This is a genomic window from Oceanospirillum sediminis (assembly GCF_014164585.1).
Taxonomy (GTDB): domain Bacteria; phylum Pseudomonadota; class Gammaproteobacteria; order Pseudomonadales; family Halomonadaceae; genus Oceanospirillum; species Oceanospirillum sediminis.
Map to the genome: position 1 here is coordinate 89175 of NZ_JACJFM010000002.1, position 25406 is coordinate 114580.

Annotated in this window: 21 protein-coding genes and 6 tRNA genes; 15 read left to right on the plus strand and 12 right to left on the minus strand. The window is 47.3% G+C overall.

What is annotated here, in order from left to right; translation table 11 throughout:
* Positions 1-6: 6 nt before the first annotated feature.
* The 6 genes from H4O21_RS01995 to H4O21_RS02020 form a co-directional block, all read right to left on the minus strand.
* Positions 7-83, minus strand: a tRNA-Asp gene (locus tag H4O21_RS01995).
* Between the two features lie 21 nt (positions 84-104).
* Positions 105-180: transfer RNA gene (locus tag H4O21_RS02000), tRNA-Val, on the minus strand.
* A gap of 41 nt (positions 181-221) precedes the next feature.
* Positions 222-298, minus strand: a tRNA-Asp gene (locus H4O21_RS02005).
* A gap of 50 nt (positions 299-348) precedes the next feature.
* Positions 349-424 (minus strand) — tRNA-Val (locus tag H4O21_RS02010).
* Positions 425-438: 14 nt separating this feature from the next.
* Positions 439-515, minus strand: a tRNA-Asp gene (locus tag H4O21_RS02015).
* 25 nt (positions 516-540) lie between these two features.
* Positions 541-616, minus strand: a tRNA-Val gene (locus H4O21_RS02020).
* A gap of 720 nt (positions 617-1336) precedes the next feature.
* On the opposite strand from H4O21_RS02020, the gene ccoN reads away from it, so the two are divergent.
* The 12 genes from ccoN to H4O21_RS02080 all read left to right on the plus strand — a co-directional run bounded on the left by ccoN (position 1337) and on the right by H4O21_RS02080 (position 13075).
* A complete protein-coding gene (gene ccoN / locus H4O21_RS02025) occupies positions 1337-2755 on the plus strand; it encodes a cytochrome-c oxidase, cbb3-type subunit I (protein WP_182807169.1) in 1419 nt (472 codons plus the stop codon).
* An 18-nt stretch (positions 2756-2773) separates the two neighbouring features.
* A complete protein-coding gene (gene ccoO / locus H4O21_RS02030) occupies positions 2774-3382 on the plus strand; it encodes a cytochrome-c oxidase, cbb3-type subunit II (RefSeq protein ID WP_182807170.1) in 609 nt (202 codons plus the stop codon).
* 6 nt (positions 3383-3388) lie between these two features.
* Positions 3389-3574, plus strand: coding sequence for a cbb3-type cytochrome oxidase subunit 3 (locus H4O21_RS02035; RefSeq protein ID WP_182807171.1), 186 nt, complete (start codon positions 3389-3391; stop codon positions 3572-3574).
* A complete protein-coding gene (ccoP, locus tag H4O21_RS02040; protein ID WP_182807172.1) occupies positions 3567-4463 on the plus strand; it encodes a cytochrome-c oxidase, cbb3-type subunit III in 897 nt (298 codons plus the stop codon). Before H4O21_RS02035 ends, ccoP begins: the two co-directional genes overlap by 8 nt.
* Before the next feature lie 171 nt (positions 4464-4634).
* Complete coding sequence (ccoG, locus tag H4O21_RS02045) at positions 4635-6098, plus strand: cytochrome c oxidase accessory protein CcoG (protein WP_182807173.1); 1464 nt, start codon at positions 4635-4637, stop codon at positions 6096-6098.
* A 7-nt stretch (positions 6099-6105) separates the two neighbouring features.
* Positions 6106-6621 (plus strand): FixH family protein, encoded by a 516-nt coding sequence (locus tag H4O21_RS02050; RefSeq protein ID WP_182807174.1) that lies wholly within the window; start codon positions 6106-6108, stop codon positions 6619-6621.
* Between the two features lie 14 nt (positions 6622-6635).
* The gene (locus tag H4O21_RS02055) at positions 6636-9086 is read left to right on the plus strand and encodes a heavy metal translocating P-type ATPase (RefSeq protein ID WP_182807175.1); all 2451 of its coding nucleotides are present in this window, start codon (positions 6636-6638) and stop codon (positions 9084-9086) included.
* Positions 9083-9328, plus strand: coding sequence for a cbb3-type cytochrome oxidase assembly protein CcoS (gene ccoS, locus H4O21_RS02060; protein ID WP_182807176.1), 246 nt, complete (start codon positions 9083-9085; stop codon positions 9326-9328). Before H4O21_RS02055 ends, ccoS begins: the two co-directional genes overlap by 4 nt.
* Positions 9329-9349: 21 nt before the next feature.
* A complete protein-coding gene (locus H4O21_RS02065; protein WP_255487092.1) occupies positions 9350-10063 on the plus strand; it encodes a sulfite exporter TauE/SafE family protein in 714 nt (237 codons plus the stop codon).
* 71 nt (positions 10064-10134) lie between these two features.
* Entirely contained in the window at positions 10135-11529 is a 1395-nt protein-coding gene (gene hemN, locus H4O21_RS02070; RefSeq protein ID WP_182807177.1) for an oxygen-independent coproporphyrinogen III oxidase, read from the plus strand.
* Positions 11530-11693: 164 nt separating this feature from the next.
* Entirely contained in the window at positions 11694-12473 is a 780-nt protein-coding gene (gene fnr / locus H4O21_RS02075; protein ID WP_182807178.1) for a fumarate/nitrate reduction transcriptional regulator Fnr, read from the plus strand.
* A 62-nt stretch (positions 12474-12535) separates the two neighbouring features.
* Positions 12536-13075 (plus strand): purine phosphoribosyltransferase family protein, encoded by a 540-nt coding sequence (locus H4O21_RS02080; RefSeq protein ID WP_182807179.1) that lies wholly within the window; start codon positions 12536-12538, stop codon positions 13073-13075.
* 70 nt (positions 13076-13145) lie between these two features.
* On the opposite strand, the gene ttcA is transcribed toward H4O21_RS02080, so the two are convergent.
* Positions 13146-13991: a tRNA 2-thiocytidine(32) synthetase TtcA gene (ttcA, locus tag H4O21_RS02085; protein WP_182807180.1), complete on the minus strand. Its 846-nt coding sequence runs from the start codon at positions 13989-13991 to the stop codon at positions 13146-13148.
* 176 nt (positions 13992-14167) lie between these two features.
* Between ttcA and H4O21_RS26240 the strand changes: the two genes are divergently transcribed.
* Entirely contained in the window at positions 14168-14770 is a 603-nt protein-coding gene (locus H4O21_RS26240) for a DNA-J related domain-containing protein (protein ID WP_182807181.1), read from the plus strand.
* Complete coding sequence (locus H4O21_RS02095; protein ID WP_182807182.1) at positions 14767-15846, plus strand: polysaccharide deacetylase family protein; 1080 nt, start codon at positions 14767-14769, stop codon at positions 15844-15846. Before H4O21_RS26240 ends, H4O21_RS02095 begins: the two co-directional genes overlap by 4 nt.
* 151 nt (positions 15847-15997) lie before the next feature.
* Here the strand turns inward: H4O21_RS02095 and H4O21_RS02100 are convergent, their stop codons facing one another.
* The 5 genes from H4O21_RS02100 to H4O21_RS02120 all read right to left on the minus strand — a co-directional run bounded on the left by H4O21_RS02100 (position 15998) and on the right by H4O21_RS02120 (position 20924).
* Positions 15998-16216 (minus strand): hypothetical protein, encoded by a 219-nt coding sequence (locus tag H4O21_RS02100; protein WP_182807183.1) that lies wholly within the window; start codon positions 16214-16216, stop codon positions 15998-16000.
* Between the two features lie 24 nt (positions 16217-16240).
* Positions 16241-16858 (minus strand): 3'-5' exonuclease, encoded by a 618-nt coding sequence (locus H4O21_RS02105; protein WP_182807184.1) that lies wholly within the window; start codon positions 16856-16858, stop codon positions 16241-16243.
* Positions 16859-16861: 3 nt separating this feature from the next.
* On the minus strand, positions 16862-18712 hold the full coding sequence (locus tag H4O21_RS02110; protein ID WP_182807185.1) for a putative nucleotidyltransferase substrate binding domain-containing protein: 1851 nt from the start codon (positions 18710-18712) through the stop codon (positions 16862-16864).
* Positions 18713-18787: 75 nt separating this feature from the next.
* A complete protein-coding gene (locus H4O21_RS02115) occupies positions 18788-20611 on the minus strand; it encodes a sodium:solute symporter family protein (protein ID WP_182807186.1) in 1824 nt (607 codons plus the stop codon).
* Positions 20612-20669: 58 nt separating this feature from the next.
* Positions 20670-20924, minus strand: coding sequence for a DUF4212 domain-containing protein (locus tag H4O21_RS02120; RefSeq protein ID WP_182807187.1), 255 nt, complete (start codon positions 20922-20924; stop codon positions 20670-20672).
* A gap of 315 nt (positions 20925-21239) precedes the next feature.
* On the opposite strand from H4O21_RS02120, the gene H4O21_RS02125 reads away from it, so the two are divergent.
* The gene (locus tag H4O21_RS02125; RefSeq protein WP_182807188.1) at positions 21240-25184 is read left to right on the plus strand and encodes a hybrid sensor histidine kinase/response regulator; all 3945 of its coding nucleotides are present in this window, start codon (positions 21240-21242) and stop codon (positions 25182-25184) included.
* Positions 25185-25406 lie beyond the last annotated feature (222 nt).

Sequence of the window (25406 nt, forward strand, 5' to 3'; positions counted from 1 at the left end):
AAAAATTGGCGGACCGGACGGGACTCGAACCCGCGACCCCCGGCGTGACAGGCCGGTATTCTAACCAACTGAACTACCGGTCCGCTATTTATCTCGTAAGATAATGGTGGGTGGTACAGGGATCGAACCTGTGACCCCCAGCTTGTAAGGCTGGTGCTCTCCCAGCTGAGCTAACCACCCACTGGCTTGCAGATATACTGCAGGGAGAAATTAAACTTAACTGGCGGACCGGACGGGACTCGAACCCGCGACCCCCGGCGTGACAGGCCGGTATTCTAACCAACTGAACTACCGGTCCACTACATTAAGTTTATTCTGTCGTACTGACCACTGTTATCTAAAAAACAATGGTGGGTGGTACAGGGATCGAACCTGTGACCCCCAGCTTGTAAGGCTGGTGCTCTCCCAGCTGAGCTAACCACCCAGCACGACGATGACTGGCGGACCGGACGGGACTCGAACCCGCGACCCCCGGCGTGACAGGCCGGTATTCTAACCAACTGAACTACCGGTCCGCATATCATCAATTTACAAGTTAAATGGTGGGTGGTACAGGGATCGAACCTGTGACCCCCAGCTTGTAAGGCTGGTGCTCTCCCAGCTGAGCTAACCACCCCCTCAACTTGTGGCGCAAATTATAGGGAGATTTTCAGAACTGTCAAACACTTTTTCTCAAAAATTTAAATTATTTTTCAGCAAGTTAGCTAAGGCCGTGATTAACAGAGGGTTTAAGCTATAACAACAGAATTCTACTCTCTCCGGATATATAAGCTGAAAGCTTCTGACAGGTTACTGATCACGCTAACCAATACAACTAACTCATACAAGCACCAGGAAAACAGAGAAAACTCTTGCTTCATCTATATGCTTTTTAGCTCTGCAAGAAATTATCTCCTATTCAGCCAGTGCCCTCCCCGAAAAACCTGATGATAATACAAAGAATACAAATAATGTGAACATAACAACCATCGCTTCATAAAGTCTTACCCCTCGAACAACCCTGACGACACCTGCATTCCTGGTATTTTACTCGGATATAAAAACCCGTCCCAGGTCAACAAACCCCTATCACTGTTCAGTTTTTACTACTTTCGGCTATGCCATATCCTCTCTTTTGCTGTTAAAATTGCCCCGCTTCTTGTACCCACTATGAGGAAGTGAATGCAAGAAGCAAGGCACCTGCTCTGGGTTAATACGCGTGTATCGGTTGCTTCATAACGCATGTGCGTCACATTGTCGCGCGAACTTGATATGCGTCATTGCCAAGAGTGTCGTAGTTTTACAGACTGCGAATGGATTCCTTTACTTTTAAACTCGCTGTTAATGGGAACCTGACATGAGCACAGCAACTGAACAACCGACCTATAACTATAAGGTGGTTCGGCAGTTCGCCATCATGACAGTCGTTTGGGGTATCGTCGGCATGGCCGTCGGTGTCTTAATCGCTGCTCAACTGGTGTGGCCGGCACTTAACTTTGATACTTCATGGCTTAGCTTTGGTCGTTTACGCCCACTGCATACAAACGCTGTGATTTTTGCATTTGGCGGTAGCGCTCTGTTCGCAACCTCCTACTACGTAGTACAGCGTACCTGTCAGGTTCGCCTGTTCTCCGACACTCTGGCTTCCTTCACCTTCTGGGGCTGGCAGCTGATTATCGTTCTGGCAGCAATCTCTCTGCCACTGGGCTTTACGTCCGGTAAAGAGTATGCCGAGCTGGAATGGCCAATCGATATTCTGATCGCAGTGGTCTGGGTTGCTTACGCAATCAACTTCCTGGCGACAGTTAAGATTCGTAAAACCTCCCACATCTACGTGGCAAACTGGTTCTACGCGGCCTTTATTCTGACCGTTGCAATCCTGCACATTGTAAACAGTGCCGCTCTGCCAGTAAGCATGACTAAGTCTTACTCTGCATACGCCGGTGCTATCGATGCAATGGCACAGTGGTGGTATGGTCACAACGCTGTAGGTTTCTTCCTGACTGCAGGCTTCCTGGGTATGATGTACTACTTCGTACCTAAGCAGGCTGAGCGTCCGGTATACTCCTACCGTCTGTCTATCGTTCACTTCTGGGCACTGATCTGTACGTACATGTGGGCCGGTCCACACCACCTGCACTACACAGCTCTGCCTGACTGGACTCAGTCTCTGGGTATGGTTATGTCTCTGATCCTGCTGGCTCCATCATGGGGTGGTATGATCAACGGTATGATGACTCTGTCTGGTGCATGGCACAAACTGCGTAACGATCCGATCCTGCGCTTCCTGGTTGTATCTCTGTCTTTCTACGGTATGTCTACCTTCGAAGGCCCGATGATGGCAATCAAGACTGTAAACGCCCTGTCTCACTATACTGACTGGACTATCGGCCACGTACACGCTGGTGCTCTGGGCTGGGTTGCTATGATCTCTATCGGTGCAACTTACCACCTGATTCCACGCGTATTCGGTAAAGAAGGCATGTACAGCGTTGGCCTGATCAACGTTCACTTCTGGCTGTCGACTATCGGTACCGTACTGTATATCGCAGCGATGTGGGTAAACGGTATCCTGCAGGGTCTGATGTGGCGCGCAGTTAACGCTGACGGCACTCTGACTTACAGCTTCGTAGAAGCACTTGAAGCAAGTCACCCAGGTTTCTTCGTTCGCTGGATGGGCGGTGCATTCTGGGTACTGGGTATGCTGCTGATGGCTTACAACGTCTTTATGACTGTTCGTAGCGCAGAAGCCAAGCCTGTAGCACAGACTGCCTAAGGTAAGGGATCGATAGACATGAAACACGAAAACGTCGAAAAGAATATCGGCCTGATGATTGTACTGATCCTGATTGTGGTCAGTTTCGGTGGTCTGGCTGAGATCGTACCTCTGTTCTTCCAGAAACAAACAACTGAGCCGGTTGAAGGTCTGAAACCTCTGACCGCTCTGGAACTCGAAGGCCGTGACATCTACATCCGTGAAGGTTGCTACGTGTGTCACTCCCAGATGGTTCGTCCATTCCGTTCTGAAACTGAGCGCTATGGTCACTACTCCGTAGCGGGTGAGTCTGTTTGGAACCACCCATTCCAGTGGGGTTCTAAGCGTACTGGTCCTGATCTGGCACGTGTTGGCGGTCGTTACTCTGACGACTGGCACCGAGCTCACCTGTACAACCCTCGTGACGTAGTACCTGAGTCTAAAATGCCATCTTATCCATGGCTGTTTACTAACACCCTGGATGGAAGTCTGACCGCTAAGAAACTGGAAACTCTGCGTACTCTGGGTGTTCCATACAGCGATGATGACATTGCAAATGCTAAAGCTTCTGTTCAGGGTAAAACTGAAATTGAAGCAATAGTTGCTTACCTGCAGCAGCTGGGTACTGTGCTGAAAGACAAACGGTAAGGATTTATGGACATCAATACATATCGCGGCATTCTGACCATTCTTGTAATGGTAGGCTTTATCAGCCTGGTATTCTGGGCCTATAGCAAACGTCGTAAAAACGACTTTGATGAAGCTGCAAACCTGCCTTTTGCCGACGAAGATGACCATAAACTGAGCAAATCAGAATTGGAGAAAAAAGACCATGAGTAGCTTCTGGAGCGCATGGATCATTGTCATCACCCTGGGTGTGATTGCAGGATGCTGGTGGGTACTGTTTGCCAACCGTACTGCAGCCCCTAAAGGTGAAGTAAAAACCATGGGTCATAGCTTCGATGGCATCGAAGAATATGACAACCCAATGCCTCGCTGGTGGTTCATGATGTTTATCGGAACCATCATTTTCAGCCTGATTTACCTGGCCCTGTATCCTGGTCTGGGTAACTTTAAAGGCATGCTGGGCTGGACTCAGGAAGGCCAGTGGGCTGAAGAAGTTGCATATGCAGATGAGCACTATGCACCTATCTTCGAACAGTATGGCAAAATTCCGGTAGAGCAGCTGGCTAAAGACGCAGAAGCCATGAAAGTGGGTCAGCGTCTGTTTGCCAACAACTGTGCTCTGTGTCACGGCTCTGATGGTCGCGGTGCATACGGATTCCCGAATCTGACCGACAACGACTGGCTGTATGGCGGTACTGCTGAAGCGATTGAGCATACCATCGTAAACGGCCGTAACGGCCAGATGCCTGCATGGGGCGACGTTCTGGGTGACGAAGGTGTAAACCAGATGGTTCAGTACGTTCTGAGCCTGAGCGGTAAAGAAACTGATGCGGCAGCTGCGAAAGTGGGTGGCGCAACCTTCGGCGCTATGTGCTCAGCCTGTCACGGTGCTGATGGCAAAGGCACTCAGATGCTGGGCGCACCAAACCTGACTGATGACACCTGGTTGTACCTGAACCCTGAATGGGGCCTGGCGAAGTCGGTTGAACAGTCTATCCGTCTGGGCCGTAATGGTCACATGCCTGCACAGGCTCGCTACATTGGTGAAGATAAAGTTCACCTGGTAACTGCATATGTTTACAGCCTGTCTCAGGGTAAGTAATCGATAGCAGAGTAGCCTGTCATCCAAAAGGAGTGCGACACAGTGTCGCATTCCTTTTCCCTGCCCCCTTCGCAAAAAATCCCTTAAAATTAGCTCTACCTGAACCTGTATTACAATAATATCAACTTCCCGGTTCAACCTGTCACCTATGAAATAAGGTTGGTTAGTGCGATGAAGGATAGAATTCCTACTCAGGATATAACAGATGCCGCCCAGAAAAAGGCTGCTGCATTGCGTGCAGCAAAGGGCAGAAAAATAGAGAAACAGCAAGACAGCGCCGATCTCTATCAGAAGCGTAAACATATCTATGTGCGCAAAGCGATTGGCTTTTTCACAAACCTCAGGACAACCCTGAACTGGGTCCTGCTACTGGCTTACTTCTCTGTCTCCTGGTTACAGTGGGATGGTAAGCAGGCAGTCTTTTTTGATCTGCCAAACCGACAGTTCCATGTATTTGGCTATACGTTTTTCCCCCATGACTTCATGTTATTATCATGGATACTGATTATCTGTGCTTTCCTGCTATTTTTTATGACCGTATTCGCTGGACGGGTGTGGTGTGGCTATGCCTGTCCACAGAGCGTATGGACATTCCTCTACATCTGGGCTGAGCGCGTTACTGAAGGTTCCAGAAACAAGCGCATGTCTCTGGACCGTAGCGAGATGACCGGAGAGAAAGTCCGCAAAAAAGCAGCAAAACATGCACTGTGGATATTTTTTGCTCTGGCTACAGCGTTTGCCTTTGTCGGTTACTTTTCGCCTGTCCGGGAGCTGGGTCCACGTATACTTGCATGGGATTTAGGTCCATGGGAGATGTGGTGGCTGTTCTTCTTCACCACAGCAACATATATTAATGCCGGCTGGATGCGTGAGCAGGTATGTATTTACATGTGCCCTTACGCCCGTTTCCAGAGTGTAATGTTTGACCGGGACACCCTGGTAGTATCCTATGATGCTGAGCGCGGTGAAAATCGAGGTCGTCGCAAAAAAGGCGTCGATTACAAAGCCGATGGCCTGGGTGACTGTATTGATTGTGGCGTCTGTGTCCAGGTATGCCCTGTAGGCATCGATATTCGCGATGGCCTGCAATACGAATGCATCACCTGTGCAGCCTGTATCGACGGCTGCGATGAGATGATGGATAAAATGGGCTATGACCGTGGCCTTGTTCGTTACACCACTGAAAACGAACTGGAAGGCAAGAAAACCCATATTCTGCGCCCACGCCTGATCGGTTATTTCACCGCCCTGATGGCGATGGTGATAGCCCTTATGATTGCCATCTCTGATCGTATTCCACTGGAGCTGGAAGTTCTGCGTGACCGGAATCAGCTATATCGTATGGATACTGCCGGTAATATCGAAAACAGCTATATCATTAAAATTGCCAATATGGATCAGAAGAACCATGACTATCGTCTGAGTGTTGATGGTATTCAAGGACTGGAACTCATTGGCAGCACTGAAGTCTCAGTGAACGCCGGTGAAGTAATCAACCTGCCTGTACGTATCAGCATTCATCAATCCTCAATGAATGTGCCCAGCGCAGATATTACTATTACCGTGAAATCGACAGATGGCTCTGAACAGGAGTTATCTAAAGAATCACGCTTTATCAGTGCAGTACAACGGTAACTCTTAAATGCAAAAAACGAATAGCAAATCCACTGCGTGGTACAAACAGTTCTGGCCATGGTTTCTGCTGGTACCTCTTATTGTGACTGTTATTGTCGGTATTACCATGCTGACCCTGTCTATCAAGTACTTTGATGGTACAGTGAATGATAACTACTACAAAGAAGGTCTGGCAATTAACCAGGTACTGCAGAAGGATAAGGCCGCAGCTGAGCTGAACATGGCCGCATCTATGAAAGTGGATGAACTAACCGGAGAAGTTGTACTGTCTCTGTCTGGCCAGCTGAAAAGCTGGCCAGATAAGCTGAAACTGGAAATGGTTCACCCGACACGTGCTGTTCTGGATTACGGGATTACGCTTAGTCAGGTATCTCAGAATCATTACAGGGGCCAGCTGGAAAAAATTCCACAGAACTTCTGGTACCTGGATATCTCTCCTGTTGAGAGTGACGACTGGCGCATTAAAGGAGGCAGCAAATTTCCTGCCCCTGAAGGCATCAGCATGAAAGCCGGCTCACAATAAGAGATATCCTTACAATGAGTTTAACCTGTTACCACTGCGGAGAGCCGGTACCTGCCGGCTCTGACTTCTCTGTTGTTATCAACCAGGAAAAACAGAGCATGTGTTGCCTGGGTTGCGAAGCTGTAGCCCATGCCATCGTCAACGGGGGGCTGGAAAACTATTACCGCTTCCGTGATGGACCTGCAGCACGACCGGATGATCTGACAGATGAGCAACAGGCAGCATTTGCCCTGTATGACAGGGATGATGTTCAGGAAAGCTTTGTCAGGGACAGGGACGGAGGCGAAAAGGAGGCCTCTCTTGCGATTGAAGGCATTACCTGTGCAGCCTGTGTCTGGCTGATTGAACATCAGATGTCTAAAGCAGACGGTGTTAGCAAAGTTCAGGTTAACCTCAGTAATCACAGGGCCAGTTTGCACTGGAACCCTGAAAAGTCCAGCCTGAGTAAACTAATGGCCCTGTTTTCAGCCATTGGTTTCCAGGCTTTTCCATACCAGGCTGACGAACAGCAGGAACGTCTGGTAAAAGAGGAAAAGAAAACCATCCGACGTTTGATTATCGCAGGCGCAGGCATGATGCAGGCCATGATGTTTGCTGTCATGCTCTATGCCGGAGCCTTTCAGGAAATGGAAGAGCAATATGTACTGCTGTTTCGCTGGCTCTCTCTGATTGTATCAGCCCCTGTTATTCTCTATTCCGCCCAGCCTTTCTTTAAAGCGGCCATCCGTGATTTTAAAGCAATGCACCTGACGATGGATGTGCCCGTATCCTTAGCCATTGGTGTTGCTTTTGCTGCCAGTGCCTGGGCAACCATTACCAACAGCGGTGATGTCTATTTTGATTCCGTCAGTATGTTCACCTTTTTCCTGCTCTTCGGCCGCTATCTTGAAATGCGCGCCAGACACCGAATAGGGCGCAGCGGAAATGCTCTGAACACCCTGATTCCCACCAGCACAACCCGCCTGAATGGCTCAGAGGAAGAGGTTGTGCTGACAAGGGAGCTGAAAGCAGACGATATTCTTCTGGTCAAGCCCGGACACACTGTACCTGCTGATGGGGAAATCATTGAAGGCCGGAGCAGCCTGAATGAATCAGCACTGACCGGTGAATATATGCCTGTATCCAGGCAGACTGGCGATAAAGTTCTGGCTGGAACGATGAATACAGAAAGCCCGTTGAAAATACGGGTAGAAAAGACCGGACAGAACGCGCGTGTTGCCAATATCGTACATTTGTTAGACCGGGCTTTTTCAGAACGACCTAAAACCGCCGAAATTACTAACCGGGTTGCCCACTGGTTTGTACTGGGGGTGTTGGTATCTACCTGCGCTGTTGGCCTTTACTGGTGGCAGCATAAACCTGAAGATGCCTTCTGGATTGTATTATCTGTACTGGTTGTTACCTGCCCCTGTGCACTATCGCTGGCAACACCAACCGCACTGACGACATCAACTAATGCCCTGAGAGAAAAAGGGCTACTGGTCACCCGAGGGCATGTTATTGAAACACTGGCAGATGCCACCCGGATTGTATTTGATAAAACAGGTACCCTTACTGAAGGCAGGCTTATTCTAACCGGAACTCACCCTGTATCCGGAGAAACAGATGCAGAGGAAGCCAGAAAGCTGGCTGCCGCTCTGGAACGTACATCTGAGCACCCAATTGCCAGAGCCTTCGATGACTTCAGAGGGTACTACCTTGCAGAGCAGGTTGAAGCAACGCCAGGCAAAGGCCTTCAGGGTGAGATTCTTGGCGAACTCTATCGTATAGGTACCCCCGAATATGCCACCTCTTCTGAGACACCGCTATCACCACCAACAGAGGAAGGACAGTGGCTGTTACTGAGTAAAAACCATCAGGCCTTTTGCTGGTTTGCTATCGGTGATCATATTCGTTCAGATGCCGCTCAGGCGGTTGACGCCCTGAAAAAGCTGGGCCTTGAAGTTGATCTGCTTTCTGGGGATCATTCAGGCGCAGTAAAAGCCGTTTCAGAGGCGACGGGCATCAGCAATGTCAGATCCGGAGCCAGCCCGGAAGAAAAACTGAAATATGTTCGGGAGCTGCAATCCTGCGGAGAAAAAATTATCATGGTCGGTGATGGAGTGAATGACATTCCTGTACTGGCCGGAGCAGATATCTCCATTGCTATGGGCAGCGCAACAGATCTGGCAAAAACCAGCGCAGATGCAGTACTGATGGCCAGCCACCTGCAACGTATTGCTGACAGTATTGCACTGAGCAGAAAAACACGTCGGGTTATCAGGCAGAATCTGGCCTGGGCGCTGGGCTACAACCTTACCGCTCTGCCTCTGGCTGCTGCAGGTATTATTCCACCATACCTCGCAGCGATTGGCATGTCAGCCAGCTCTTTAATCGTCGTTATTAATGCATTGAGACTAAGCAAACGTAAACGCACGGAACAGCAAAACTCAACTGAACAGCCTGAAACAGGACTTGCATCATGAGTATTCTTTTTTTATTAATCCCCTTATCACTGATATTGCTGGGCGTTGCGATATGGGCTTTTTTCTGGGCTGTAGATTCCAATCAATTTGATGATCTGAGTGGCCCGGCTTACAGCATTCTTTATGATGAGGATGAAAAAGCCACTCTGAAGGCTGAAGAGCAGAGTTCACAACAGTACTCTGCCAGCAGAGCGGCCCCGAAATCCGAATCATCATCCAGCACTTCTTCATCAGATAGCTGATTACTGTTACAACCGGAAAATATGGAACAAGTACCCCACTTAATGGGTTCTGTTAACCTGATGGCGGCTTTTATGTTTGGCCTGATGGGCAGCGCTCATTGCATCGGCATGTGCGGCGGCATTATGAGCACTCTTTCTCTGGCAAGAGGGTCAGGCTATTCTGCTGCAGTCAGTCTGCTGGCTTACAATTCAGGCCGGATTATGACTTATAGCATTGCAGGTGCAATTGTAGCCGGATTTGGCACTTTGCTGACTGACCGGCTAATGACGGCAGGTATTATACTGCGCGTCTTTGCCTCAATAATGCTGATAGCTATGGCTTTGTATCTGGCAAACTGGTGGAAAGGACTGGTATACGTCGAGAATATAGGCCGGGCGCTCTGGAAATATCTGCAGCCTTTTGCTTCCAGACTGATGCCAGTACGCACTTCAGGGCAAGCCTTACTACTGGGATTAATATGGGGCTGGCTCCCCTGTGGATTGATATACAGCGTGCTTATCTGGACGCTGTCAGCAGCATCACCTGCTCAGGGTAGTCTGATTATGCTGGCATTTGGCCTGGGCACTCTGCCTTCTATGCTGCTGACAGGAGCCCTGGCCGCACAATTCAGGCAATTGAGCCAGTCCCCGTTATTACGCAATCTGGCAGCAGTCACTATTATTATCTTTGCCATCTGGCAACTGTTACCGCTGATTGGCCTGGACCCGTTTCAGACCGGCCACAGCCACCATTGACCGATTAGCAATATCACTGCAGGCTCTGCTGACAGCACCATCCTGCACACTACAGATAACAGGTATAACTAATGAGTAATCTGAACCAAATTGAATGGGACCATGACCTTATTCAGCGCTATAACATCTCAGGTCCGAGATATACCTCTTATCCTACCGCTGTTCAGTTTACAGACCAGTTCAGAGAGTCAGAGTACCAGGTTGCTGTCCAGCGCAGCCGTGAGTCGGGTACACCTCTTTCACTGTATTTCCATATTCCTTTCTGCGATACCGTCTGCTTCTATTGTGGTTGCAACAAAATTGCAACTAAGGATACAGCCAAAGCACAACCTTATCTGGAACGGGTTTATAAAGAGATTGCTCTGCAGGCTGAACAGGCTGGCAGCTCAGAGCGCACGGTAAAACAGCTTCACTGGGGCGGTGGCACACCAACCTTTCTCAGCCATGAACAGATGCGGGAACTGATGGCTGAAACACGTCGGCATTTTCAGCTGCAAGAGAATGACGAAGGTGATTTTTCAATCGAAATTGACCCAAGAGAAGCCACTGGCGAGACAATGGAACTCTTGCGAGAGCTTGGTTTTAACCGGGTCAGTCTGGGGGTTCAGGATTTTAACCCGGATGTTCAGAAAGCCGTCAATCGTATCCAGTCTGTAAAAATTACTCAGGAGATCATGGACCATGCCCGTCGTCTGGGCTTCCGCTCCCTGAATCTTGATCTGATTTATGGCTTGCCATTACAGACAGAAAGCAGTTTTGCTGAAACCCTGGAGACCATTATAGAAATGGACCCGGACCGTATTTCTGTTTTCAATTATGCCCACCTGCCTGAGCGCTTTAAGCCACAACGCCGTATTAATAATGATGACCTGCCGTCTCCGGATACCAAGCTGAAAATTCTGGAGCATACCATCAATCGTCTGATTGAAGCTGGTTATGTCTATATTGGTATGGATCACTTTGCGAAGCCGGATGATACTCTGTCAATTGCACAGCGCGAAGGCAAGCTGCATCGTAATTTCCAGGGATATACCACTCATTCAGATTGCGACCTGATTGCTATGGGAGTTTCATCCATCAGTCAGCAAGCTAACACTTACAGCCAGAATGCTTACACAATCGATGAGTACCAGGCTGCAATTGATGATGGACATCTGCCCGTGATCAAAGGCGTAGAACTGAATGACGATGATATTCTGCGCCGGAGTGTTATCAACCAGATTATCTGCCATTTTGAGCTTGATGGTGATGATATCAGTAAAACTTTCGGTATCGACTTCAACGAGTATTTTGCCGAAGAGCTTGAGTTTCTTGAGCAACACTGTCGTGATGGTCTGGTAATAAGAGAAGGAAATCACTATACAGTAACACCTGCTGGTCGCTTACTGGTCAGAGCAGTTTGTATGGCATTTGATAGCTACCTCGATAAAAAAGCCCTGACTCAGTCCTATTCACGCATTATTTAAACCTCTTTCAGCTGCCTGAATCTTCAGGCAGCTAGCTCCCCGCCTTGTTTCATTTACCATATAAATCTGATGTGCATCAAAAAACCTTTGCGTAAAATGGCAAATTGTTCATAATGAGCTTCGAGCGGATTGTAAATGAACAGTAAAAAGCCCGGAGTACCGTCATGCCAAAAGGGCAACTTAAGGGAATTTGTTTTCACCCAAGCAAGGAAACAAAGTGTGTCACCTGTAGTCTCAGCTCGCTATGCCTTCCAATTTCTCTGAACTTCGAAGATATTGACCAGCTGGATAAAATCATTAAACGTCGTCAGCCTTTGAAAAAGGGAGAACACCTTTTCCATCAGGGGGACCGTTTTGATTGCGTCTATGCCGTAAGGTCCGGCAGTATCAAAAATTACGCGATGACCAATGACGGTGAAGAGCAGATCACCAACTTCCATCTTCCCAGCGAGCTGGTGGGAATGGATGGTATTGACTGCGACACCTACCCCGTGTCTGCAAAAGCACTGGAAACCACCACCGTTTGTGAAATCCCATTTTCCCGCCTGGAAGAGCTCGCTAAAGAACTACCGGAGCTACGCTCCCAGATTCTGCGTATCATGAGCCGGGAACTGCGTGATGACAAACAGATGATGATGCTGTTAAGTAAAAAGAATGCCGAGCAGCGTGTCGCAACTTTTCTGACCAATCTGTCTACACGGTTCAAGCGTCGGGGCTATTCGCCTTATACCTTCCGCCTGCCGATGTCCCGCAATGAGATAGGTAACTATCTGGGATTGGCTGTAGAAACTGTCAGCCGGGTCTTTACCCGCTTTCAGAACAATGAGTTAATTGCAGTTAACGGAAAAGAGGTCCATATTCTGAATATGGATGACCTTAGTGAACTGGCAGGCCTGCCTGAACAGGAACCCCGTCATATAGAAGTGAATGCCAGTACGGGCTGACTTCAGAATAACAGGCCTTCTTGCTAAGGAAAATCGCCCCGTAAATAGCCCGGAGGCCTGTTATGATCATTGATGAACTTTATCTGAAAAACCTTGTTCACTGTATCTCCGACTTCCCCGCAAAAGGGCATAAGTTCAGAGATCTGTCACCGTTAATTGCAGACCCTAAAGCCTTGCAGATTGCTTGTGATCTTCTTGTATATCGTTACAGCCAGACAGATATCAGCTGTATTGTTACCGTCAGCGATAGCGGCCTGCTAACAGGCTCGATTATAGCCTATCGTCTTCAGAAGCCTCTGGTGCGCGTACGTCCTTCCAGTGTCATCCCGGATACCGCATTCAGTGCAACATTCACCAATGTATCAGGTGAACAAACCGTAGCGATTGCCCGCAACGCACTGAATGAACAGGACAGAGTCCTTTTATTTGATGATGCTATTGCCAGCGGAGAAAGCATGCTTGCAGCAGCAGCATTAGTAAGACAATGTAATGCCAGCATACATGAAGCCTGCACACTGGTTGACCTGCCTGATGCCGGAGGACGGGAGAAGCTGACAGAGCTGGACGTACCTTTTTATGCCCTGCTCACATTTGAGGATTGAAACAGAAGAAATTACCAACAGATAATGGCAACAAGGATACAGCCATTATCTGTTGCTCTGAATGAGAAAATTATTCGGCCGCATTCACAATTTCAATGCGATTAGCCATCATAGAAATCTGCTTCTCTTCCAGATTTTTAAAATCAAACAGATCATTATCCGCCAGCTGAGAAGGCGCCACATTCTGCATAGCCCGGAACATAATCTCCAGACGTCCTGGATGTTGCTTCTCCCAGCCCTGCAACATCTCTTTAATCACCTGACGCTGCAACCCATCCTGAGAGCCACACAGGTTGCACGGAATAATCGGGAACTGTTTAAGCTGCGCAAACTCAGCAATATCTTTTTCAGGACAATAAGCCAGAGGACGAATAACAATATTTTTCCCATCATCACTGAGCAGCTTAGGCGGCATAGATTTCATGGTTCCGCCATAGAACATATTCAGAAACAGAGTTTCCAGCATATCATCTCTGTGGTGGCCCAGAGCAATCTTGGTTGCTCCTATCTCTTCAGCAAAACCATACAGAGAACCACGACGCAAGCGGGAACAAAGTGCACAGGTTGTTTTTCCTTCCGGGACTTTCTCCTGCACAATACTGTAAGTGTCCCGCTCAAGAATATGATAATCAACACCAATAGAAGACAGGTATTCCGGCAGCACATGCTCAGGGAAACCAGGCTGTTTCTGATCCAGATTGACAGCCACCAGCTCAAAGTTAACCGGAGCACTTTTCTGCAGGTTCATCAGAATGTCCAGCATGGTATAGGAATCTTTCCCACCAGACAGACACACCATTACCTTATCGCCTTCCTGGATCATATTAAAGTCGGCAATGGCTTGTCCGACATGGCGGCGTAAACGCTTCTGTAATTTGTTGAACTCGCGTTTTTCTTTAGGTAACAGTTCCTGCATGACTACTCCGGAAAGGCTGGCACAAAACGAGGAGGCTCTTTTACCCAAATTCGCTGATTTTGTAAACCATAAAGCCACATAAAAAAGCAGAAAAATGCCAACACTTTGATGTGTAAAGCGTTTATGATTAAGGATCTGGTAAAAGATTTTCCACGGACATCAGGTTAACGAGTCAGATGAATACACTGCAACGATCGCGCCTGCTGGATACGCTGCAGCTGGTACTGGAAGCCCATCCTCAGGGGCTGAATGAACATGCCCTGATTAAAGCTCTGGGTGAAGTCGGTGTTATTGAAGTCACCACAGAAACCTTCTCAGATACGATGGCACTGTTCAGAACTCATTTTCTGGTCTATAACGCTTTATATGAGCTGAAAGACGAACTGATCAGAAACGCACACTGGATTCTTGAAATATCAGCAGTCAATATCAAACTGCACCCCTATGAGTTCGGACATCATTTGCTCAGCGAACCCGACCCTATGAGAGACTATTATCTGGATCTTTCTGCTCTTCAGGAAACCACTGAAGATGAGCTGGATGATATGCTGCGCAATTTCTGGAAAAAAATTGATATTGAAGAGGAAAAACAGATTGCCAGAGGTCTCAGCCAGAAAGCTCTGAGATGCCTGGATCTTGAAGAACCCATCACATTTGATGAAATAAAAAAGAGATACCGGAAACTGGCCATGCAACACCATCCCGACCGGGGTGGCGATCCGGCCAGAATTCAGGAAATCAATGAAGCAATGGAAGTCCTCAAGGCCGCATTCCGATGACAAGATACCTTCAATTCAGTTCTGTATTATGTTTTCTGCTAGTCCTGATCGGACTGTTCGTCAGTCATACTGCCCAGGCAGCACGGCATGCCGTTGTTCTTCAATATCAGCATATCAGCGACCGTACCCCTCCCAGTAAAAGCGCCCCGAAAAAGAACTTTATTCAGCACCTGGACTATCTGGAGCAGAATGGTTATCAGGTCTGGCCGCTTGAAAAGATCGTTAAGCGTATTAAGACAAAAAAATCACTCCCCAATAAGGTTGTAGCGATTACTTTTGACCATGCCTATATCAGTGTGTTTGAGAATGCATTGCCAGAGCTGGCACGCCGGAAAATGCCATTTACTGTTTTCGTTGCTGCAGAGCCTGTCATGAAGGGGCATCCACTCTATATGAGCTGGGAGCAACTGAAAGAAGTAATACGTCAGGGTGGTACAATTGGCAGCATGGGTTTAATGGCTAGCAATATGGTTAAACGCCTGCCGGAAGAGTTTCCCGGAGAACGTATTAAACGCCTGACAAAAGAGCTGGAACTGAATGAAAAAGCACTGAAAAAATACCTTAATGTCACACCAGAGCTATTCGCGTATCCCGAAGGCCAGTCTGATGAGCAATCCAGAAAACTGGTCAGAAAAATGGGTTATGCCGGTTTTGGTACTCACCCCGGAGCCGCAAGCCGATTCAGCTCAATCAGTTTTCAACCCAGATTCGTAGCCACAGGTACAGCCAGAAATGTTAACAACCTGCCAGTCAAACTTAGCGCCCTGCCTTTGCCGGTTCGCAGCGTGAAGGCAGAGAAATCATTGCTAAGGCATGATAACAAATACCCTGAAGCTCTGGTTGAACTGTATTCAGGGAGCTATGTCTTAACCGGGCTACGCTGTCAGAATTCAGCAGGCATTCCGGTTCCTCATTACCTGCAATCAGGGAAAAAGCCGTCATTTCTGCTTAAAAGTAAACAGGGGGAGCCTATCGGTACCGTTGGGTACTACTGCACGGCTCCTCATGATAAGTCCTCCCGTTTTTACTGGTTTTCCTATAACTGGATCAGACCAGACGCGCAAGGAAACTGGTAATGCAAAGAGCCAGGAGTCTATTACGGTTTTAGCTATCTCTGCTCTGGCCTACTGACAGATTCAAACCAGACAAAAAAAGCCCACTAAAATGTGGGCTTCATACAGTGTGAAAGGGAAGTATACGGCCGATACCGGCCACCTCCAGGGCAGATCAATAGGACATCTGATTGTAGATACGAATACAGATACCTATAAGAAGAATCAGAAAGCCCAGTCTTTTTACCTTAATTTCTGCCGCACTGATCGCCATTTTAGCAGACCAGAATGTCAGTACTCCCTTCATATCTCCGGTCCGTCGAACGTACATCACAAGAGAACTCAGGTAAACTACCAGGCCGATAACTAAAATAATATGTTCAAGTAAAACCATGCTTCATCTCATATCTTATTGTTATTAAACAGGAATATTTCCTTGCATGGTACGAACATACATCAAAGCAGTCGTTACTGCATCTCCTATTGCTGTATGGCGTCCCATGATAGGAACTTGCAATTTTTCAGCAATTTTCTCAAAGTGCAGATCAGGCTGAAGCTCAGGATTCATTCTCTGAACTTTCTGCTGATAAACATGGGATAACTCGACAGCTTTATTAGGCAGACTGAAACCATACCGGGGACGAATATGCCTGTTAAGGACGGCAATATCAAAATCAATATAGTATCCCATAATAGGCCGGTTACCGATAAACTCCAGCAACTGATCCAGGGCATCGCCCAACGCCTCACCACCATGCAGATCCACACCACGAATTCTATGGATCTTAATCGAATCAGCCGTCAGTGTTTCCGGCTTCTGCAACTTGATATCCAGCTTATCGCTGGTTATCACTTTTTTGCCCTTAACCTTAACCGCGCCAATGGACAAAATATCAGCGACCTGAGGATCAAGACTTGTCGTTTCAAGATCCAGGGCAATGCATTCATCTCCTGAATAGGGCTCAAACAAATACCCATATTCACCTTTACTGTGTTGCCAGCGATCCGTCACTGTTCTTATTGTTTTGAGAACCATGGCTTACCTCTCCAGTCTGTATCTGTAGGACAATCTGGACTTGAAGTCTTTCACCACATGCAAAGCATCCCTGAAGAACTCTTTATCAAGTTTAGTCATATCCGAGATAATAATGTGGTTAGCATCTTCTGCTTCAGAATCTCCCGAAAGTGTTTTTAACTGTTGTTTCAGTCTGAGAGAAACAAACAGCCCCAGAGCTTCGCTCAGATTATCAGCGAATTTTTTCTTCAGAATCCCTTTTTCCACAAGAGCATTTATCCGGTCAAAGGTATTCGTTGCCTTAATGCGGTTTTCCAGAGCCATAGTGCGAATACCATGAACAATTGGAAAAATGCCACCCTTTTTTATATCAATGCCTCTGCGGGAACTCTTGATACTACCAAACATAGTCAAAGGAGTACCAAACCTGAGAACAGGGGCAGCAAAATAGGAGTAGAACACATCATTGCCAGCCAGATGCGCAAACATAAAGTCACGTACACCTTTAAAAATAGCCCGGTCGCCAGCAATCACATGCGCATCTGTGAAAATAGCCAGATTCATCTGGGCAACACCATCTGTAGTATTGACCCACTCAATCAATTGATGTTTCCACTGAGTTTCAGTCAGAACCCACTCGGGATTAGATACCATGATATTACCCGGACATAGCGGATAACCAAAGGATACCAGGGTATCTGTAAAGCTCTGCAGAATTTGCTGACGCTCATCACCGGACCAGTCAATATCATCACTCAGAATCAGGGCATTATCCTGATCCGTCTTCAGAACCTGCTCACCACGTCCTTCACTACCCAGAACCAGCAGACATATTTTATGTTTCAGTGCTTCTGGTATCAGTGCTTCAAAGACTTTACCAATAATCCTGGCATTAAGAGCTGCCAGCAGGTCCATAGCAAAGCTGATTTTTACACCATGAGAGACCAAAGACTTCACCAAATCATTCAGTCCATTAGCTGCTACAGCCAGTTCATCAAGGTTAGCTGCTTTTTCAATTTGCAGGCCAATCACGTGAGACTGGTTCGAGAAGAAACTTAAAACATCAACCAGCTCAACAACACCATGAAGCTGATGATCCTCATCCAGTACCACAACCCGCTCAATTTTATGCCGGGTCATTAACACCAGTGCATTGAACAGGAAGTCTCCGGGCAAAACAGTCAGCAACTTATAATGGGCTAATTCTGCAATATCCGTATCCAGGTTCAGGCCTTGCAGAACGATAGCATCCAACAGATCTGTCTTGGTTACTATGCCATATTCACCTGCCCGATTAACCAACAGACTATCAGCATGCTTATCTTTAAGGGCTTGTGTCGCTTCGCGAATACAGCTCCCGGCTTCCAGTACCAGAGGCTGACGCATACAGGATTCATCAACTTGCGCCAGCATAAAACTGGAAGTATCAAATTGTTCATCCGACTGCCGTTTTAGCAGCATACGGGTTTTTTCAGCCAGACTCTTACGGAAAAAAGCAGAAAAGTCTTCATTCTGATCCATAAGGCTGACAAATAGCTCTTTTGGAATCAGATAACTGATGGTTTCTTCCAACGCAGTAAAAGTATGTCGACTGGCACCATTAATAATAGAGATAGCGCCAAATAATTCTTCATTGCCATAATGGGCAACAAATCCTTCAGCTTCCTCATCGGAAAAATCCCCCTGAAAGTGATCATCCGTTTCCGCCACATCGCCTTTCATAATCACATAGACGTAATCACTGGGCTGTCCCGCTTCCAGAATAATCTCATCTTTATCAAAGTAACCAATATCCAGAGAGTTTTTCAGAGAAGTCTGCTCTGCATCAGTCAGAAGATTGAAGGGAGTGTGGCTTGTATCAAAATCGGTTGGCATACACGAATTCCTTTTAGACTCAAGGAACTGAAGAAATGAAGAGTGCCGGCTTCCCGCCGGCACTCAGGGTGCATCTTAGTGATCTTGCGCCGCTGCGGCACCGCGTGGAATACGGATGTCTTCCACAATATCCTGAATTTCCTGTGGTGGCGGAGGAGTCATGTTAGACACCACAAAGCTCACGACAAAGTTCAGAATCATACCTACAGTACCAAAGCCTTCTGGAGAGATACCCATGAACCACATGTCCTTAGGGCCGCCCATGAACTTGAAGTACACGATGTATGCCATAGTCGATACCAGACCGACGACCATACCTGCAATTGCGCCTTCTCTGTTGATACGCTTAGAGAAGATACCCATCAGAATCGCCGGGAAGAAAGACGCTGCTGCCAGACCAAAGGCCAGTGCTACAGTTGCCGCTACATAACCCGGAGGATTCAGACCAAAGTAACCTGCTACACAGATCGCTGCTACAGAGGCCAGACGAGCCGCTAGCAGCTCCTGTTTCTCGTTGATATCAGGCTTCAGAGTTTTCTTCAGCAGATCGTGAGAGATCGCTGTAGAGATTACCAGCAGCAGACCTGCTGCAGTAGACAGTGCTGCAGCAACCGCACCGGCTGCAACCAGAGCAATTACCCAGTCAGGCAGCTCTGCGATTTCAGGGTTCGCCAGAACCATGATGTCGCGGTCTACAAAGATTTCGTTAGCAAACGGCTGTTTAGCTGTGTCAAACTCACCGCTACCCGGGTTAGTGATCAGACGCTGACCCAGCTCACCACGGTTCTCACCGTCAAACGCTGGCTTACTACCGTCGAATGCATTACCAGCAGCGTACTGAACTTTGCCATCACCATTGTGGTCATACCAGCCCAGCAGACCAGAAGTCTCCCAGTTTTTAAACCACTGTGGCATTTCAGCATACGGAGTACCCTGACCATCCATGCCATTTACAGTGTTGATAAGATTCAGACGACCAATAGCACCTACAGCAGGAACAGTAGTGTACAGAATTGCGATGAACAGCAGAGCCCAACCCGCAGAAGTACGCGCATCTTTCACACGAGGAACAGTGAAGAAACGCACGATTACGTGTGGCAGACCTGCAGTACCCGCCATCAGAGCGACTGTCAGGAAGAACATATCAATGGTGGTTTTCTTACCATCGGTGTATTCGTGGAAACCAAGATCACGAACCACCTCGTCAAGTACCACTAATACAGGTTTGTCAGCCCACACAGGGTTAACAGATTCAAGTACTGTACCACCCAAACCCGTCTGAGGCAGGAAGTGGCCAGTGATCTGCATTACCAGGAACATGGCAGGTACGGTGTAAGCAAAAATCAGAACACAGTACTGAGCAACCTGAGTATAGGTAATACCCTTCATACCACCCATTACTGCGTAGAAGAATACGATAACCATACCAATCAGTACGCCAGTATCAATATCTACATGCAAGAAACGGGAGAATACAATACCAGTACCACGCATCTGACCGGCAATGTATGTGAAGGAGATGAAAATTACACAGATTACCGCAATAGTACGTGCAGTACTTGAGTAATAACGATCACCAATAAAATCAGGTACGGTGAACTTACCAAACTTACGCAGGTAAGGCGCCAGCAGCATAGCCAGCATCACGTAACCACCGGTCCAGCCCATCAGGTAGGCAGAACCATCAAAGCCGATAAAAGAAACAATACCGGCCAGAGAGATGAAAGATGCAGCAGACATCCAGTCGGCAGCAGTTGCCATACCGTTAGCTACTGGCGGAACACCACCACCCGCGACGTAAAACTCTTTAGTAGAGCCGGCGCGAGCCCAGATAGCGATACCAATGTAGAGTGCGAAGGATGCACCTACAAAAAGGTAGGTTAAGACGTCAAGGCTCATAATTAAGCACTTCCTCTATTATTTAAAAACTTATTATTGTTATAACGCTCAGGCACAATTACTCGTGTACATCATACTTCTCGTCCAGCGCATTCATGCTACGCGCATACAGAACAAGAAGAACCAGGAACACATAAATTGAACCTTGCTGTGCAAACCAGAATCCCAGCTTAAAGCCGAAAAATTCAATGCTGTTTAAAGCGTCGACAAAAAGAATGCCGCAGCCATAAGAAGCAATAAACCAGATCACCAGATATCGGATGATCAGGCTGACATTTTCTCGCCAGTAGGCAATAGCTTGTTCTTCTTTCATGGATCTACCCTATTTGTTGTTATTTACTGCATAGACGACCACGGTCTGAATGTAACAAAGCCATATTTTATGAAAACCATTACTTTAGTATTAAATGCATAGCAGCATTTCTTCTCTCTTATAAAAAAAAGAAAAAAAACCTTTAAATTCAAAAAGATAAAACAAACTTACTTTTTCCTGTTAACTTTTATTTTTGCCGGGCCTTTGACCTTTTGACTAGATGGTCATTGGTGCTTTTATTGAAGGAAGAAGCTTGCAGGTACCAAAAGAGTGAATAACAATATTGTTGTGCCCTCTATTTCAGGAAATCTTTACATGTTTCAAGGCTGGACTCTGGTTAGTATATCGCTGGCTTATATTGCAATTCTGTTTACGATTGCCTGGTGGGGAGATAATAAAGCCCGTAAGAATAAGAGCGGTGGAACAAGAAAGCGACCTTACATCTATAGTCTTGCTTTAGCAGTCTATTGCACCTCCTGGAGTTTTTACGGCACTGTCGGACAGGCCACTCATAGTAGCTGGACCTACCTGAGTATATTTCTTGGTCCGATAATAATGTATGTACTGTTTTCCAGTCTGATCAGGAAAATTATCCGGGTCAGTAAGAAACAGAATATTACCTCTATTGCCGACTTTATTGCCTCCAGATATGGTAAAACACAAGGTCTGGCGGTACTGGTCACAGTCATTGCGCTGATAGGAACACTGCCATATATCGCATTGCAGCTGAAAGCGGTTGCGATGTCTTACAATGTGATTACCAGCTATCCCGCTCCACTAACTGAAGGTCATTTTGATCTGTTCAGTGATACCGCACTGTATGTTGCGATAATGATGGCTGTATTTGCCATCTTTTTTGGCACCCGCCATATCGATGCAACAGAGCACCATGAAGGTCTGGTACTGGCTATTGCTTTTGAATCTATTGTTAAGCTGATAGCTTTTATGGCTGTCGGAGCTTATATCACCTACAGTATGTTCAACGGCTTCAATGATCTGCTGACTCACGCCCGTTACTACCTGGAAATAGAGAAGCAGCTGAGTAAAGACCCGATTAATAACGGTTTTCTGGCTCAGACTATTCTGGCAATGCTGGCTATACTCTGTCTGCCTCGCCAGTTTCATATGGCTGTTGTTGAAAACACCCATGTTGATGATTCACGGACGGCACGCTGGGTCTTTCCCTCTTATCTGATTGCCATTTCATTTTTTGTCCTTCCTATTGCGGCAGCGGGGCTATTGATCTTTCCGGATGGTACAGTAGAACCAGATACTTTTGTGCTGACTCTGCCAATGGCCGCTCAGGATCATTTTCTGACTCTTCTGGCTTTTGTCGGCGGTTTTTCAGCAGCTACCAGTATGGTTATTCTGGCCACCATTGCGATCAGCATCATGGTGTCTAACGATATTGTCATCCCACTTCTGCTGAAATTTCGCTGGAGTGGAAACACATCTCATCACGATTTTGGTCAGATGGTGCTGCGTATCCGCAGAATTACCATCGTAGTCGTTCTTGCTCTGGCCTATATCAGTTACCGTGCACTGGCAGAATTCAGCTCTCTGGCAGCTACAGGCTTGTTGTCATTTGCTGCCGTCGCACAATTTGGCCCGGCGCTTATTGGCGGTATGTACTGGAAACGGGGGAATCGCTATGGCGCACTGGCAGGGTTAAGCGGTGGTTTTATTGTCTGGGCTTATACTCTGTTATTACCGGCTCTGGTCAGTGCAGGCTGGGTAGAGACAGGTATACTTGCTGATGGCCCTATGGGCATTTACTGGTTACGCCCGGAAGCGCTTTTCGGTGCAGAACTGGACTTTCTGACTCACGGTGTCATATTCAGCCTTAGCGTTAATCTTTGTCTGTATATTGCTTTATCCAATCTCACAAAACAAAGAGTTATTGATCGCATTCAGGCCTCTGCTTTTATCGACAGCATTGATACACGTAATGCAAAAACCACACGCCCCTGGATGGGCTCCACTTCGGTGGGTGATCTGATGGCGTTATGTGAACGTTTTCTGGGTCCTGAGTCTGTGGATAAAGCTTTCAGTGAATATTTCACCCAGCACGAAAAGGAAGATTTTCGTACTGAAGATCGGGCCAGCATTGAGGTTATTCGCTTTACAGAACGTCTTCTTGCCGGTGTACTGGGCGCCTCCTCTGCACGCATAGTGATCAACTCCGCACTGCAGGGTAAAGAGATTCAGATCAGTGATGTGATCTCAATTGTCGATGAAGCGTCACAGGTTCTGGAATTTAACCGGGCTCTGTTACAGGCCACTATTGAAAACGTTAGCCAGGGCATATCAGTAGTCGATCATAATTTGCGTCTGGTGGTATGGAATCAGCATTATCTGGATCTGTTCAATTTTCCTGACAACCTGATTCGCGTCGGTGAACCTGTCGAAAATATTTTCCGCTTTAATGCGCAAAATGGTGAGTATGGCCTGGGAGAACCTGAAGACCACGTCCAGCAGCTCATGGATAATATCCGTCGTAGTGAACCTCATCGCTATATCCGCTACAGAAAGGGTGGCACCGTACTGGATGTGCAGGGCAATCCTATGCCTGGCGGAGGTTTTGTTTACACCTATCAGGATATTACTCAGCAAAAGCAAACCGAAGAGGCTCTGATTAAATCTGAAAATAATATACGCATCTATACCGATAATGTACCGGCTCTGATCGCCTATTTTGATACCGATTTGCGTTATCTGTTTACTAATAAAGCTTATGAAGAAGTGATGAGCGTCGACAGGAACGCCATTATTGGTCAACCCATGTATAAAGTCCTGCCAGTCAGTCAGTACGAAGCCAGACGCCCTTATATTGAGAAAGTCCTGAAAGGTGAGCGGGCAGTATTTGAGCTGGAACACTCAATGGAGAACAGCCAGATTCATTATGCTCTGGTCACTTACACTCCTCATAAAAGTGATATTGGAGACATTCTTGGCTTCTTTGCTCTGTATCAGGATATTACGGAACGACGCCAGGCAGAAATTGCTTTGCAGGAAACCAATGAAACACTGGAAGAACGAGTCAAAGAACGTACCCAGAAGCTCTCTGATGTCAACCAGGATCTGTTACAAGCAAAACAGATAGCAGAGCAGGCTAACGCCTCTAAAACCCGATTCCTGGCTGCAGCCTCTCATGACTTATTACAACCTTTGAATGCGGCACGATTATTTACCTCAGCACTGGCCCATCAGGTAAAAGAAGAAAACCCGGAACAATACCGGATGACACGCAACATTGATGGATCACTCAAAGCAGCAGAAGAACTGCTCGGCACCTTACTTGATATATCCAAACTGGATGCTGGTGCATTATTACCTAATCTGAATACCTTCAGAATCTCAGAAATTCTGGATCCGTTGAAAGCTGAATTTGGTGTACTGGCCAATGACAGAGGACTACAGCTGGATGTGGTTCATTCTGCTGCCATCGTTCACAGTGACCCGCAGATGCTGCGACGTATTGTACAAAACTTCCTGTCGAATGCCGCCCGCTACACCCAGCATGGCAAAATTCTGCTGGGATGCCGTCGCCTGAAAGGTAGCATTCGTATTGAAGTATGGGATACAGGTCCGGGTATCCCTGAGGAGAAACTCAGTGAAATTTTTCAGGAATTTAAACGTCTGGATCATCCCGAGCGTCATAATAAGGAAGGGGAAAAAGGCCTGGGCCTTGGGCTTTCCATTGCTGACCGTATGAGCAGGGTACTTAAGCATCAGATACGCGTACGATCCTGGCCCGGCGAAGGCACAGTATTCAGCGTTGAGGTGCCATTGGGTCAGGCTGAAAACCTGAAGCCTGAAACGCCCCCTGGAGATACAACTCAGACATCTTCACCCACACGAAAGCGGAACAATCCTTTGTCCGGTCTGCATGTGCTCTGTATCGATAATGAGCCACTTATTCTGGAAGGCATGGAAGCCATGCTGAAAAACTGGGGTTGTCGGGTCAGTAAAGCAACCACCATCGGAGGTGCTAAATCTGCCATTCGAAATAGTGGCCACCCGGATATTGTGCTGGCGGATTATCATCTGGATAACGATGTGACCGGTGTTATGGCTCTGGCCGCATTAAATGAAATGCAGGACACCCCTCTACCAGGTATCGTCATTACTGCAGACCGGACAGAAATCGTCGCAGAAGAGATTAAACGGGAAGGCTATACCCTGTTACACAAACCATTGAAACCTGCACCACTCCGAGCGATGGCAACACGTGTATTACAAAGTCACAAACTCAGATAAATAAAGAGGTCATTTCATCTCTGATTAGCAGGCAAAGACCTCTGGCTGGTCGCCAGTAAGAGCACCACACCAGGGGTAGTGCATGCCCTGCCCAACGCATACCATATACTCAAACAACGGGGAGATTGCAGCAACTCTATGAGGCCTACCATCCAGACAGCCCTATCATGCCCAGATACCGGCAAGCACGAAAGATGGCATCTCCGTCCTGATAACCTTCCT

Coding starts and splice junctions, on each gene's coding strand:
- ccoN (WP_182807169.1), top strand. CDS start 1,337: ATGAGCACAGCAACTGAACAACCGACCTATAACTATAAGGTGGTTCGG.
- ccoO (WP_182807170.1), top strand. CDS start 2,774: ATGAAACACGAAAACGTCGAAAAGAATATCGGCCTGATGATTGTACTG.
- H4O21_RS02035 (WP_182807171.1), top strand. CDS start 3,389: ATGGACATCAATACATATCGCGGCATTCTGACCATTCTTGTAATGGTA.
- ccoP (WP_182807172.1), top strand. CDS start 3,567: ATGAGTAGCTTCTGGAGCGCATGGATCATTGTCATCACCCTGGGTGTG.
- ccoG (WP_182807173.1), top strand. CDS start 4,635: ATGAAGGATAGAATTCCTACTCAGGATATAACAGATGCCGCCCAGAAA.
- H4O21_RS02050 (WP_182807174.1), top strand. CDS start 6,106: ATGCAAAAAACGAATAGCAAATCCACTGCGTGGTACAAACAGTTCTGG.
- H4O21_RS02055 (WP_182807175.1), top strand. CDS start 6,636: ATGAGTTTAACCTGTTACCACTGCGGAGAGCCGGTACCTGCCGGCTCT.
- ccoS (WP_182807176.1), top strand. CDS start 9,083: ATGAGTATTCTTTTTTTATTAATCCCCTTATCACTGATATTGCTGGGC.
- H4O21_RS02065 (WP_255487092.1), top strand. CDS start 9,350: ATGGAACAAGTACCCCACTTAATGGGTTCTGTTAACCTGATGGCGGCT.
- hemN (WP_182807177.1), top strand. CDS start 10,135: ATGAGTAATCTGAACCAAATTGAATGGGACCATGACCTTATTCAGCGC.
- fnr (WP_182807178.1), top strand. CDS start 11,694: ATGCCAAAAGGGCAACTTAAGGGAATTTGTTTTCACCCAAGCAAGGAA.
- H4O21_RS02080 (WP_182807179.1), top strand. CDS start 12,536: ATGATCATTGATGAACTTTATCTGAAAAACCTTGTTCACTGTATCTCC.
- ttcA (WP_182807180.1), bottom strand. CDS start 13,991: ATGCAGGAACTGTTACCTAAAGAAAAACGCGAGTTCAACAAATTACAG.
- H4O21_RS26240 (WP_182807181.1), top strand. CDS start 14,168: ATGAATACACTGCAACGATCGCGCCTGCTGGATACGCTGCAGCTGGTA.
- H4O21_RS02095 (WP_182807182.1), top strand. CDS start 14,767: ATGACAAGATACCTTCAATTCAGTTCTGTATTATGTTTTCTGCTAGTC.
- H4O21_RS02100 (WP_182807183.1), bottom strand. CDS start 16,216: ATGGTTTTACTTGAACATATTATTTTAGTTATCGGCCTGGTAGTTTAC.
- H4O21_RS02105 (WP_182807184.1), bottom strand. CDS start 16,858: ATGGTTCTCAAAACAATAAGAACAGTGACGGATCGCTGGCAACACAGT.
- H4O21_RS02110 (WP_182807185.1), bottom strand. CDS start 18,712: ATGCCAACCGATTTTGATACAAGCCACACTCCCTTCAATCTTCTGACT.
- H4O21_RS02115 (WP_182807186.1), bottom strand. CDS start 20,611: ATGAGCCTTGACGTCTTAACCTACCTTTTTGTAGGTGCATCCTTCGCA.
- H4O21_RS02120 (WP_182807187.1), bottom strand. CDS start 20,924: ATGAAAGAAGAACAAGCTATTGCCTACTGGCGAGAAAATGTCAGCCTG.
- H4O21_RS02125 (WP_182807188.1), top strand. CDS start 21,240: ATGTTTCAAGGCTGGACTCTGGTTAGTATATCGCTGGCTTATATTGCA.